8 protein-coding genes are annotated in these 12,962 nt (G+C 45.6%); 3 read left to right on the forward strand and 5 right to left on the reverse strand.

Annotated elements, in window-relative coordinates:
* Position 1: 1 nt before the first annotated feature.
* Positions 2-1,399, reverse strand: a complete 1,398-nt coding sequence (locus tag ACFI6L_RS00290; protein WP_462573194.1) for a gluzincin family metallopeptidase — start codon at positions 1,397-1,399, stop codon at positions 2-4.
* Positions 1,400-1,920: 521 nt separating this feature from the next.
* Here ACFI6L_RS00290 and ACFI6L_RS00295 point away from each other — a divergent pair.
* From ACFI6L_RS00295 to ccoG, 3 genes are all read left to right on the forward strand, one after another.
* Positions 1,921-3,318 carry a PhoH family protein gene (locus ACFI6L_RS00295; protein ID WP_462573195.1) on the forward strand — a complete coding sequence of 466 codons (1,398 nt, stop codon included), beginning with the start codon at positions 1,921-1,923 and terminating at the stop codon, positions 3,316-3,318.
* A gap of 93 nt (positions 3,319-3,411) precedes the next feature.
* The gene (locus tag ACFI6L_RS00300) at positions 3,412-4,809 is read left to right on the forward strand and encodes an aminotransferase-like domain-containing protein (protein ID WP_014948195.1); all 1,398 of its coding nucleotides are present in this window, start codon (positions 3,412-3,414) and stop codon (positions 4,807-4,809) included.
* Positions 4,810-5,043: 234 nt separating this feature from the next.
* Positions 5,044-6,417 (forward strand): cytochrome c oxidase accessory protein CcoG, encoded by a 1,374-nt coding sequence (gene ccoG, locus ACFI6L_RS00305; protein ID WP_462573196.1) that lies wholly within the window; start codon positions 5,044-5,046, stop codon positions 6,415-6,417.
* 7 nt (positions 6,418-6,424) lie between these two features.
* Here ccoG and ACFI6L_RS00310 read toward each other — a convergent pair whose 3' ends face one another.
* From ACFI6L_RS00310 to ACFI6L_RS00325, 4 genes are all read right to left on the reverse strand, one after another.
* Positions 6,425-7,429, reverse strand: a complete 1,005-nt coding sequence (locus ACFI6L_RS00310) for a hypothetical protein (protein ID WP_462573197.1) — start codon at positions 7,427-7,429, stop codon at positions 6,425-6,427.
* A gap of 147 nt (positions 7,430-7,576) precedes the next feature.
* Positions 7,577-9,145, reverse strand: a complete 1,569-nt coding sequence (locus tag ACFI6L_RS00315; RefSeq protein WP_462573198.1) for a tryptophan halogenase family protein — start codon at positions 9,143-9,145, stop codon at positions 7,577-7,579.
* 318 nt (positions 9,146-9,463) lie between these two features.
* Positions 9,464-10,846, reverse strand: coding sequence for a siroheme synthase CysG (cysG, locus tag ACFI6L_RS00320; RefSeq protein WP_014975628.1), 1,383 nt, complete (start codon positions 10,844-10,846; stop codon positions 9,464-9,466).
* 129 nt (positions 10,847-10,975) lie between these two features.
* On the reverse strand, positions 10,976-12,775 hold the full coding sequence (locus tag ACFI6L_RS00325) for a DEAD/DEAH box helicase (protein ID WP_462573199.1): 1,800 nt from the start codon (positions 12,773-12,775) through the stop codon (positions 10,976-10,978).
* Positions 12,776-12,962: the final 187 nt, after the last annotated feature.

Raw genomic sequence — 12,962 nt, forward strand, 5'->3', positions numbered from 1 at the left:
CCTACTCAGGTAACTGGTACAAAGTTTCAATTCCTTGAATGGCTTTGAAAGCATGATCGCTCGTTGCATTGTTGATGGCTTTGATAAGTTCAGGTGCATTGTAGGGCTCTAACAAGGTTAGGAACGTCGCTGTGCCAGGTGGCATGCCACTATTCACTGCTTTTTGAAGTCGCTTCCATACGGTGAACAGCGACTCCTCACCTAACGTTTTTTGTTGCACCACGCTATCGATGGCGCGGTGCATTATCATCCCGCATGAATAATAAAGATTGAAGTGTCCGTTTTTATAAGCACGAGCCAGCGTTGTCTGCGCCAGCCCTTCAGTACAGCTCTCGAAAGCGCGGGTCATTCGGCTTTCAACATAGCTATTGGCGTCTTCGTAGAGGAAGTTCATGGCGATTGCCGCAAAGTAGTCGGCGTTGCCCTCGTGCAGCCAAGACTGATCCTCGTTCTCTGATACACCTTCGGTACTGCCAGGCTGATATAAATGGGCGACTTCGTGAGCAAAGAACCAAAGTGTTTGGTTAACAAAGCTGCTGTTATTGGCCTGCTCATTTAAGTCTTGTCTGTTCCAATGCATAAATATCTGGTTAGGTAGTGTTCCACCTTGTGTAGAGTGATCATCTACGTTTGCATAAGAGGCAAATAACATGGACTTTTCGCCCTTAAGCGGATTAAGAGAATGGGAGAAAAACGCCATCATGTTGGGTATATCTTCTTCTAGCGAAGCTTTAATGCTTTCAGGAAGCCCGGGATCAATTAGGGCAACCACATCATCGGTAATAATTGGCTGTTGCTTACCCACATACACGACTCTTCCATCATTGTTATCTGTCCACGACACGCTGCTTTTCATTACTTTGCCATTCAACACTATGTGTTCATCACTGGGAACATTGAGTGTCAGGTGCCATTTATTATCTTCTTCAGTACAGGTATTAGCACAAGCAAACAGTCGCCCAGAGTGAAAGGCATTTCCACCATCAGAAAAAGGAGAAAATGGTGCGTAATCTTTACCCAAGTGTTTATAGGTGGGCGTCAGTAAAAATGACACGGTAGAGAGGGGCTTGCCTGACTTCGAACGTACAAGTTCTTGGTGTTTGACGTTATCAAAGACGATTTCTATGTCGTTGTCTTGCGCGAACCAACGTGCTGTTCTTGATGTATCTGGGTTTCTAACAAAAGCCAGCGTTTTGGCTGGCGTAGTCAATGTGTAGGTGACTACCCATTTTTCAGACGTGTCAGTCGTGCTTTTCTCAACCTTGATTAGAATGTTAGCAGGGGAAGAATCATTGTGCGTTTGGCTATTCGCCCATGCAATTTCGGCGTTAAAGTACGCTAGTAGCGCTAACGTCATGCTTATGGCCGTTTTTATTTTTGTGATGTTAAGCCAATTCATAGCTGATCTTTCCCTGAGTGTTATTAATTTAAACGCATCCACTTTATTGAGGTGTTGTGGCAATGGGTTAGCACCCGTGTTTAATTCACCGCTTCAACAAATACACCTTAGCCTATTTGGGTATTAAAAACGCAACTAAAGCTGCGCTAACTGTAGTTAAAGTGTGAGCATTTGTTACGAACCAAGTATGCCAGTTTCTTGTTAATGCAGAATGGGAGCGCTGTGCTATCTCATATAACGTGAATGGACGGTTCTTCGCTTATCACTTGCTCTAACGAAAAATAAAAAAGAAAAAACAGTGCTAAATCTCAAAAACTGGATTATGGTGGAATTAAGGGTTCGCTAATTTAACAAACGAACCTTTGAGGCAGAAAGAGTAGTACTGCTTCTCAGTCGACGCGAGTAGGGGAAGAAGTCCTGTTTCGAGCGGCATTCTCCTACAACCGTAACTGTAGCTTGTTAGCGCGTGCGTTCATAAATGAACAATACGTCTAACCTGGCTTTATTTACCGGAGTGAAGGATGCCAAGAAAAAATTCTACCGATACTAAGATTTACGTCCTCGATACCAATATTCTGCTGCACGAACCTCACGCTTTTCTCTCCTTTAAAGAACATGACGTTGTTATTCCAATGACCGTATTGGAAGAGCTCGACTACATCAAAGACAGCAAAAAAGACGTGGCGCGTGATGCACGGGTATCCATTCGGGCTATGGAGGATTTGCTCCACGACGCAACGCCAGAAGATATGCTAGCGGGTGTATCGATGGAAGGGTTGGGCGCGGGTCAAACGGCACCTACAGGGAGTCTATCTATATTCGCCGACCTCAACATGGTTGAGGCTCAGCAAGTGTTTACCAGCAACGAGAATGACAACCGCATTATTAACGTAGCGCTGCACTTGCAAAAGACGTTCGCGCCGCAAAAAGTGGTGTTGGTTACCAAAGACTTAAACATGCGCCTTAAAGCGAAAGGGGCAGGCCTCGCTCATGTTGAAGACTACCGCACCGACCAGCTAATTACTGACATCAAATATCTATCTCGCGGGTTTCATACCTTTGAAGGTAATTTTTGGGACAGCGTAAAAAGCGTGGATAGCCGCAGCGAAGGGCGCGACACCATTCACACTATTCCCAAGTCTATGTTGCCAGAAGCGTATGTAAACGAGTTTTTGCTCGACGAAACTAAACAGTTTGCAGGTTTAGTAGAAGAGATCACCGACGATCATTTAGAGGTGCTGGATTTAGGCTATGAACGCTTGATGGGTCGTCATGCCTGGGGCATCACACCCAAAAATATAGGGCAGTCCATGGCGCTTCATGCGCTGCTAGACCCACACATTGATATGGTTATTCTCACAGGCCCTGCCGGTAGTGGTAAAACGCTCCTTGCGTTAGCGGCAGCCCTTGAAATGGTGGTAGAGCGTAACATGTATGACAAAATCATTGTCACGCGAAGCACGCCGGAAATTGCTGAGTCCATTGGTTTTTTACCGGGGACGGAAGAAGAAAAAATGTTGCCTTGGTTGGCAGCAATTACCGATTCTTTGGAAGTACTCCACAAGCACGACGAAAATACCAAGGGTTCTATGAATTACATCATGGAAAAAGCCAACATTCAGTATAAGTCGGTAAACTTTATGCGAGGCCGAAGTATTCAAAATGCGATTGTGATTTTGGATGAGTCGCAGAACTTAACCGCGTCACAGCTTAAAACGATCATCACACGTTGTGGTGAAGGAACGAAGCTGATAGTGGGCGGTAACTTGGCGCAGATAGACAGTAACTATCTGAGCGCAGTGACCTCGGGGCTTACTTACTTGGTTGAGAAGTTTAAAGACTTTTCGGGCAGTGCCACCATTAACCTAGACGGCGTGGTAAGAAGTCGTCTTGCGAGTTTTGCTGAAGAAAATCTATAACCTAAGATAATGCGTAAATTGGTAGTATTGTTTTTATAACAGAATACTGTCCTCACTGTTATACTCCGCTGGTGGGAACTATCGGAGTGTAACGTGGCTAAATACGAAGTTTTAGCTCACCAACTTAAAGAGCAGATTGAGCGCGGCGTGTGGGTAGAAAATGAAAAGCTCCCATCGCTTCGCAAACAGGCAGCACAAACAGGCTTCAGCCTAATGACAGTGCTGCACGCCTATCAGATGTTAGAAAGCCAAGGCATAGTAAGCTCCCAAGAACGTTCGGGCTTTCTGGTAACAGCTAAAGCGAGCAATGCCTCAAAAGAACGTGTACAGGCCACAGAAGCCGTCAGCATTAACGACTTTGTGTATGAAGTGCTGCAGGCCTCTCGCGACCCCCACATGTTCAGTTTAGGATTTGCTTACCCCGACCCAAGCCTTTATCCAAGGCAACATTTAAATAAGTCTATTGCAGCTGCCGCCCAGCAAATTTCCTTGACCAGCGCCATGGATAATTTGCCTCCAGGTAACCTGGACCTCAGAAAAATCATCGCTAAGCGCTATGCCGCCAAAGGCGTGAATATATCGCCTGATGAAATCATTATTACCGCTGGTGCGCTAGAGGCGCTGAACTTGAGTTTGCAGGCATGCACCACACCAGGAGACTGGGTGGTTGTTGAGTCGCCGGTGTTCTATGGAACGCTTCAGGCGCTTCAACGTTTAGGTCTAAAAGCGATTACTGTAACGGTATCACCCAACACTGGCCTGGACGTAGCTGCACTTGAGCGCGCATTTAAAAATCATAATGTGAAAGCCTGCTGGCTTATGAGCAACTTTCAAAATCCAGTTGGATACTCATTGAGTGACGGTCAAAAACAGCAGGTGGCCGCGTTACTCGATAAGTATAATGTTGCCCTTATTGAAGATGATGTGTATGCCGAGCTTTATGCTGATAAGCGTCCACCTCTGCCAATTAAGCATTTTATGAAAGAGGGAGATAGCATGTTGTGTTCATCGTTCTCCAAGTCTTTAGTGGCAGGGTACAGAATAGGGTGGGTCGCCGCAGGTAAGCGTGCCCTTGAAATACAAAAACAGCAGCTTATGAGTACATTGGCAACCAGTGCGCCGATACAGCTTGCGCTTGTAGACTATTTATCCACAAAAAATTACGAGTCTCATTTAAAGCAGCTGCGAAAAAAACTCATCGCTCGTAAGAAGACGATAACGGCGCTGCTTACCGACCTTCTATCAGACGTTGCGACTATTCATACACATAGCGGCGGCTATTTTTTGTGGGTGGAATGCCGGGGGCATGTTGATGCAATGGCTATTTATAAAGAAGCGTTGCGTTTACACATCACCATTGCGCCAGGAAAACTGTTTAGCTTAACCAATGAGTTTAACCATTGTTTTCGTTTAAACGCGTCGTTTGCTCTGAATGAAGCGAAGCGCAATCAACTGCTTAAGCTCTCGTTATTTATAAAAAGTCTCTCATAAATAACGTTTTATCACTCTGCGTAACGCAAACCGTAGTTTTTGCACATTCTGTATAGGGCGCAGGTTTGAAACAAGAAAAACATACACCTTAAAAATCTGCGACTTCGAAGCCTACGCCTTAAATATCTACGCCTTAAAAACTATAGCAACTGATCTATAAAGAAACCCCTAATCTGTTTCTATTTTAACGGCCTTAAATCCCTACCATTAGCGCAAAATTTTCGGAGAAAGCTAATGACGGCAGTTAAAATTCGGCAAGAAGACATCATTGCTTGTACACCCGTAGAAAGCAAAAAAATCTATATCCGTGAGGAAACCGGGCACTTTCAAAAAATACGTCGATACTTGAATGTAGTATTAGTGACGCTGTTTGTTGCGCTCCCCTTTATTCAATACCAAGGACAGCAGGCGATTTTGTTTGACGTGGGGCGTCAAACCCTCACGCTTTTTACATGGGTGTTGTATCCACAAGACCTCATGATTTTTGCCTTTCTGTTTATTCTTGCGGCTTTTGTTTTGTTTTTAGTAACCCGTCATTACGGGCGAGTATGGTGTGGCTTTACTTGCCCTCAAACCGTATGGACTCTCGCTTTCAATTGGGTAGAGCGCCGTATTGAAGGTACGCACAATCAGAGCAAGGCTTTAGATAAGCAGCCTAGCTCACTAACAAAAGTAGTCGTAAAGGGGGCAAAACACAGTGCATGGTTGGCATTAAGCCTTATTACTGCGCTGGTTTTTATGTCTTACTTCTATCCGGCATCTCGTCTATATACGGAGTTTTTCACTTTCTCTGCGCCTGCGTTAATTTCAGGCTGGACAATGTTCTTTGCCGTTTGCACTTATGCCAATGCCGGTTGGCTTCGAGAGAAAATGTGCACGCATATGTGCCCCTATTCTCGCTTTCAAGCTGCGATGTTTGATAACAGTACGTCATTGGTTACTTACAACGAAACCAGAGGAGAAAGCCGCGGACCAAGGAAGCGTTTTTCACAGCACAAAGACTTGGGCGATTGTGTGGATTGTAATTTATGCGTTCAAGTCTGCCCAGCAGGCATCGATATTCGTGAAGGAATTCAGTACGAGTGCATTAACTGTGGCCTGTGTATTGACGCATGCGACAAGGTCATGGCCAAATTTGGCTATCCACTCAAACTTATCAATTTTTCGCGAGCCGGCAGGAATTCTGGGCGTAAATTCACTAACTATCTTTACGGCGCCGCAATCATTGCCATACTGCTCGCAATGGGCGAGTGGGCTATCGACAGGCAGGACTTCGAAGCTTCAATTAGCCGTGACCGCAACGCGCTTTACAGAGAGAACAACGCGGGACACATTGAAAACACTTATACGTTAACCGTTTTAAATAAATCCCGCGTGGCCAAAACCTATGAAATTGCTATAGAAACGCCATCAGATATGCAGCTTATTAACGTACCGACTATAAACGTAGCACCAGGCGAAAAGCGAAATGTGCCGTTTTCAGTTGAAGCATTGTCGCCAATGGCTAATACCATGCAACCTGTTAGCTTTGTTATTATCGATAAATCTACCAACAGTGTGATTGGCAATGAAGTGATGTTCTATTCAGGGAATAACAGGCAAATGTAGATGAAACTTACTCTACTACTTCCACTTGGTAGCGCCCGGTCACAATGTTGCGCTCTGTATCTTCGGATACTTGCCCGAAAGGGATGAGTGCCGGACCCGTAGGATCATAGAGCACGTAAACGTCGCCATCGTACTCTATGGTTCGGTCATCTGCCATGGGGGTTAATGCAATTCCAAGCAAGGCGTGGTTGGGCAGGTAAAGCACAATCATCTTTGTAGTAGGTAAAAAAGCTCTTACCATTGAAGACGCTAACACTGCTTTACTGTCACAGTCCCCTAGGTTCTGCATAAGCACACTTATGGGCGGCGCATACCCAGAGCCATTACTCACTACTCTATCTTCTAACGTGTCGTAAGGGATGCTTTGCAGCCAACTGAGAATTAAAGAAAAATAGGCTCTAGAATCTGACTCAGACGCGACTTTCTCGTAAAACGCTTGAGAAACGGACACCAAAGGTTTTACTGACTCAGAGATGTAACGCAGGTGATCTGGCTTTATGGCACTTTGGTTAAATAAAGTCGTAAAGCGCGTGAAGTAATGTTCATGCAAGTAGCTATCGTAAGCGTTTTGCTGTACGTCACGTAAATGCGCTTGAACGTCTTCTATTTTCTCTTCGTCAGTCCCCGACACTTTAATATTAATGGCTTCTCTCAAGGGCTTGATTGTTACTTTTGCGTCCTTGGGGTCGATAGCCTTTGCTGCTTTGGTCAACGCAACAGTCACGTATCGCTGTGCTATTTTGGGCTTGTAATTAGTTTGCCTTAGCGGCAAGTCTTCAATTGACTCAAAGGGAATTTCAAACTTGAGGTTATGTCGCTGCTTCGCACCGTCAATCCATTCGTAATAGAACTGCATGCCGGTATCAGTCTTCTTTCTTTTGAACTCGAGTTGTTCAGAGAGCGCATGCTGAACATGGAAAACCACAAGGGTCGTTGCGAGGCCAAGGTATCTCGTTACCTTGCTAATAAAGCGCCAAATGTTCTTTTTTTTCGAGGAAGTATGAAGCTTCATTGTTATCGTGGGGTTAACTCAATAATTGATCACTCATTTTGTGAGTATGCGCGTGAAAATGAAAAAAACAAGGCAAAGGCTATTTTGAAGCCTTTGCTAGGGTAATGGGTCGTGCCGGCCCATTACCCTAGCAAAGGGCAGTGAGCGTTAATAATGCATTGAGAGACCTTGGGATTGTGCTACTTGATTCAAAAACTGTCGATTAGTGGGTAAACCACTGAGTTGTTGCTGAATACTTTGTACATGTTTTGCGTAGGCCTGCCGCTGTTCAGGAGTGTGCAAATTGGCTTGATAGACATCATTGTACTGCGACCTGAATCCCATGCCGTATAGAACAAACAAATAGCTGGCCGCGGGGAACAATTCCTCACGAAGTTCAAAATCAGATGAAATAGGGCTGCGGCTTTTCCACAGGGTTAGCCAATCTTGTAACTGGGTGGAGCAGCTCTCTTGGTTCCGCATATCACGCCAGTACGCAGAAGCTTCACGTTCACTCAACACATAATGAAGCTTTAGGAAGTCGACTATTCTTTCCCACTTTTTTTCGAAAGCCTGATTAAACTGTCGACCAGCCGCTTGGCATTCTTTATATGTTCTAGGCAGTTGTTTTGCTATGTGGGTGGCAGATAATTCAATCATGACAAGCGCCGACGCTTCCAAAGGTTCTAGGAAGCCAGCAGATGTGCCGATGGCGACACAATTCTCTACCCAAAGCGTTTTACGGTAGCCCGGTGAGAATGTGATCTTTCTCGCTTTGCTAACATCCACATCAGCGGTTTTCTTGTCGGGCTTTAAGTAGGTCTCCAGTGTTGCTCTTGCTTCATCTTCACTGCAATGCGCCGAGCTATACACGTATCCCACACCTTTTCTCGAAGGCAAACCAATATCCCAAATCCAGCCACTGTCTTGAGCTGTTGAGTGTGTGGTAGAGGCAATATCAACTGAGCTGTCAACGTAGGGAGCTTGGATTGCGATAGCACTGTCGTTGGCCAGTACGTTGGAGCAAGATGTTAAGGGGACACCATAGTGCTGACCAATTAACCTTGCCGCAAAGCCTGTACAATCTATGAATAGATCACCAGTAATATTACCGTGTTCACGACCCACTATTGCAGCAATAGGTTCTGAAGATGAGCCAACCACATCATCCACATGATCCACAATATGTTGAACACCTAAAACCGTTGTCGCGTGCTTTTGAAGTAAGGCTGCAAACTTGTTTGCGTCAAGGTGATAACCATAGTTTGCAATGCCAGCATACGCAGGCGTTTGACGCTGCTTGGGGGCGAGGTGGTGGTCGCATAACGCGGCCTGGGAACATACAGCATGTGCAAAATCTTGCTCTGCTGCGTAGCTTTGCCACCATGCCGCAACGTCGCTTTCAAAGTACCTAAATGGTAGGCTGAAAGGGTGGTAGTACTGATGTTCAACGTTGTCTGAGCGCCAATTGTGAAAACTGGTACCTTGCTTAAAAGACGCATTGCACTGGGCTAAAAAGGTTTCTTCACTGATACCAATTTTAAGAAGCGTACTGCGCATAGTAGGCCACGTCCCTTCGCCTACACCCAATATACTGACATCTGGTGACTCAACTAAGGTGACACTAATATTGTCATCGTGCTTGTGCGTTACAGCGATGATTGAAGCGGTTAACCAGCCAACGGCACCACCACCTACAACAACAATACGACGAAGGGGGCTATTCGCTTGATGCATATTTTTCCCAAAGCCTACTTTATGAAAACAAAATGTTAACGATTTGGTTTTTCTTAAATGTATATTAAATGAGGCTTAAATGTAAGTGGAAACGTTTACATAATTAGTCGGTAGTCAGGAAATAACGCAATTAACTACGAGTACAAGCAGCATTGTTTACTGCCAGTAATACACAGGGAAATTATTGGGGCAGATGTTGGTAGTCGGTTGGGAAATTGCGGCAGAGCAATGTTGAAGAGGAGGTAAGTAGAAGCCGACGTTCATAAACGGAAAGGCTGGTACAGAGCCCCTTTATTTACACAAAGGGGCAGGAAGGGATTATTGGTACCAGTTTAGTTCGTCACGTAAACTAACAACTGAACCGACGATAATAAGTGTAGGAGGCTGTAATTGCGCCTCTTCTTGCTTAGCCACAATATTACTCAGCGTGCCTGTTAGTACCGCCTGCTTTTCGGTAGTTGCCGATTGAACTAAAGCGATAGGCGTATTGGCATCAAGACCGTGTTCAATGAGCTTTTCGCAGATAATCGGCAAGCCTGTCAAACCCATATAAAACACAGCGGTTTGATTTTTCTGTGCAAGGGCAGGCCAGTTGAGGTCGATAGTGCCATTTTTTAGGTGACCGGTGGCAAATACCACAGACTGTGCGTGATCGCGGTGAGTTAGGGGAATACCCGCATAGCTAGACGCCCCGCTTGCGGCGGTAATGCCGGGAACTACCTGAAAGTCGATGCCGTGCTGAATAAGTGTTTGAATTTCTTCTCCACCGCGTCCAAATATGAATGGGTCGCCGCCTTTTAGACGCACTACGCGATTGCCTTTTTTGGCCTCATCAACCATTAGTTGGTTAATGTCGTCTTGAGGAAGCGTGTGATTGCTTTTGGCCTTACCCACGTAGATTTTCTCAGCGTCACGGCGTACAAGCTCAAGAATTTGCGGCGATACTAAGCGATCATAGACTACCACGTCGGCCTTTTGCATTAAGCGCAAGGCGCGAAAGGTAAGAAGATCGGGGTCGCCAGGACCTGCTCCCACCAAATACACTTGCCCTTCTACTTTTTTGTCCTGAGCCGCGGCTTGCAGTGCTAATTCGAATGCATCATCGGCTTTGCTGTCTTGGCCCTTTTCTACCATTTCAGCAATGTCACCATCGAGCACGTCTTCCCAAAAGTATCGGCGAGCGGTAACGCCATTAAGCGTTTGTTTTACTTTTTCGCGGAATTTTTCAGAAAATGCGCCAAGTCGACTTAAGTTAGCAGGCAGTACAGTCTCTAACTTTTGACGTAAATAACGAAGCAAAACAGGCGCTACACCACCACTACTCATAGCAATAACGATAGGAGAGCGGTCAACAATAGAGGGGGTGATGAATTGGCAAAGCGGCGTATTGTCCACCACGTTCACCAACACTTTGTTAGCGCGTGCTAAGTCGTGAATATGTTGATTAACATCGCCTTTATCTGTGGCAATGAAGACCATATCTTTATGGGTGAGATCACTATTTTCAAACTCGCGTTCAATAAGTGTCACTTTCTCATTTTGCGCCAATTGCTTCACCGTATCGCAAACCCAAGGCGCCACCACGGTGATGGTCGCAGGTGTCTTCATAATAAGCTCTAGCTTACGGGCAGCTACTTCACCAGCCCCAACAATAAGGACATTGAGTTTTCTAGCGTCTAGGAATAGCGGAAAGTAATCCATAAAGGTTTTCTTAGCATTAAATACAAAAAAAGAACTGACACTATTTTGCGCCAATTCTTTTTAATTAGAAAACAACGAAAACAGCCTTTATATTGCTATTAGTTATATAAAGGCTGAATGTATTGCTATTTAGTTCTTACGCTTACGGTTTTCGCGGTCTCCACGATTGCCTCGGTCTTCACGGTTGCCGCGAGGCGCTCTGTCGCCACGATTACCACGATCGCCACGACCTTCTCGTTTAGCCGGCGGCGTGTCTGACCATTCGCGAATATTCAAACGCTGACCAGCAACACGGGTACCCTGTAGCGTATCGCGCGTTTCCTTCGGCATGCCGTCAGGAAGATCTACTGTGCTGAAGTTGTCATAAATTTCGATAGCACCAATGTGCTTCGAGTTTATGTTTGCTTCATTAGCAATAGCGCCAACGATGTTGCCAGGCTTCGCACCATGTACGTGACCTACTTCAATACGGAAGCGCTGCATGCCTTCTTCAGGCTTGCGGTTTCCACGAGGTACTCTTGGCTTTCTTTCGCGGCCGTCACGACCATCGCGAGAGTTTCTATCACGGTTATCGCGCGGGGGCTTGCTATTGATATCTGGTCGATCTGACTCTTTAAGAATTAACGGCTCATCGCCTTGCGCAATTTTAAGTAGCGCAGCCATGATGGTTTCAGGCGATGCTTCGTTTTCTTCTTTAATCATCTCAACAATAGGCATTAATGATTCAATGCTATCGTCTTGAGTAGCTTCGGCAACCGATTGTTTAAAACGGCTTAAACGTGTCTCATTGATTTCGCTGATTGAAGGAATAGGCATCGCTTCAATAGGCTGCTTAGTGGTTTTCTCTATAGAGAACAACAAGCGTTTTTCGCGGTGAGAGATAAATAGTATTGCATCACCTTGACGACCAGCACGACCCGTACGACCAATTCGGTGTACGTAAGATTCGCTGTCGTACGGGATATCGTAGTTAATAACGTGGCTTACACGCTCAACGTCAAGACCACGGGCTACAACGTCGGTAGCGACAAGGATATCAATTTTACCCTGTTTGAGTTTTTCAACAGTGCGCTCACGAGCTGCCTGAGGAATATCACCGTTTAGTGGTTCTACGTCGTAACCACGCGCAGAGAGTTTGTCTGCTAGTTCAACCGTAGCGGTTTTCGTACGTACGAAAATGATCATACCGTCAAACACTTCCACTTCCATGATACGCGTTAGAGCTTCAAGCTTGTGGTGTGGTGCAATTTGGCAATAACGCTGGCGAATGGTGCTAGCTGTACTTACCTTAGACGCAATTTTAACGTGCTTAGGGTCTTTCAAGTATCGCTGAGTAATCTTCTTAATTGGGCCAGGCATAGTTGCCGAGAACAGTGCGGTTTGGCGCTCTTCTGGTGCGTGGCTAAGAATAAGTTCAACGTCATCGATAAAGCCCATACGAAGCATTTCGTCAGCTTCGTCTAGCACTAAGAACTTAAGTTCGCTTAAGTCTAGCGTTTTGCGCTTAATGTGGTCGATGATACGGCCTGGTGTACCTACAACAACCTGAACGCCGCGCTTAAGCTGGCGAATTTGGTTGTCGTACGACTGACCGCCGTATACTGGAAGTACTTTAATTTTTTGACTAAAGCTCGCATAAACCTGAAACGCCTCTGCAACCTGAATAGCTAGTTCACGGGTTGGGGCCAATACCAGTAATTGCGGCTTACGTTCTTCAGGATCGATATTTGCCAACATGGGCAGGGCAAACGCAGCGGTTTTTCCTGTCCCTGTCTGTGCCTGACCGAGTAAATCGTGCCCTTCAAGTAAAAGAGGGATACTCTCAGCTTGAATAGGGGACGGTTTCTCGTAGCCAACTTTTTCAAGGGCTTGTAAGATAGGTTCTGGTAAATTGAGGTCTTTAAATGTCATGTCGACAGTTGTGGTCATTAAGGATCCTGGTGCATTAAGTAAGGAGGGTGCGGCATACGATTAAACCGTACTTTTTCGGTTTATTATCGCAAGACGCTATACAGCGATGAACTGGCCTTTCGGGCGAGTTTATGAAGCGTATTCGTAGCGTATTTCGCGATATGCTTGCCAGCAGTGTTGCAAAAAAACATATTATATTCGAATA

The organism is Alteromonas sp. G4i35 (assembly GCF_054960375.1).

What these genes read in the sequence shown, in the direction of transcription:
- ACFI6L_RS00295 (WP_462573195.1), top strand. Translation starts at nt 1,921, where the DNA reads ATGCCAAGAAAAAATTCTACCGATACTAAGATTTACGTCCTCGATACC.
- ACFI6L_RS00310 (WP_462573197.1), bottom strand. Translation starts at nt 7,429, where the DNA reads ATGAAGCTTCATACTTCCTCGAAAAAAAAGAACATTTGGCGCTTTATT.
- ccoG (WP_462573196.1), top strand. Translation starts at nt 5,044, where the DNA reads ATGACGGCAGTTAAAATTCGGCAAGAAGACATCATTGCTTGTACACCC.
- ACFI6L_RS00315 (WP_462573198.1), bottom strand. Translation starts at nt 9,145, where the DNA reads ATGCATCAAGCGAATAGCCCCCTTCGTCGTATTGTTGTTGTAGGTGGT.
- cysG (WP_014975628.1), bottom strand. Translation starts at nt 10,846, where the DNA reads ATGGATTACTTTCCGCTATTCCTAGACGCTAGAAAACTCAATGTCCTT.
- ACFI6L_RS00325 (WP_462573199.1), bottom strand. Translation starts at nt 12,775, where the DNA reads ATGACCACAACTGTCGACATGACATTTAAAGACCTCAATTTACCAGAA.
- ACFI6L_RS00290 (WP_462573194.1), bottom strand. Translation starts at nt 1,399, where the DNA reads ATGAATTGGCTTAACATCACAAAAATAAAAACGGCCATAAGCATGACG.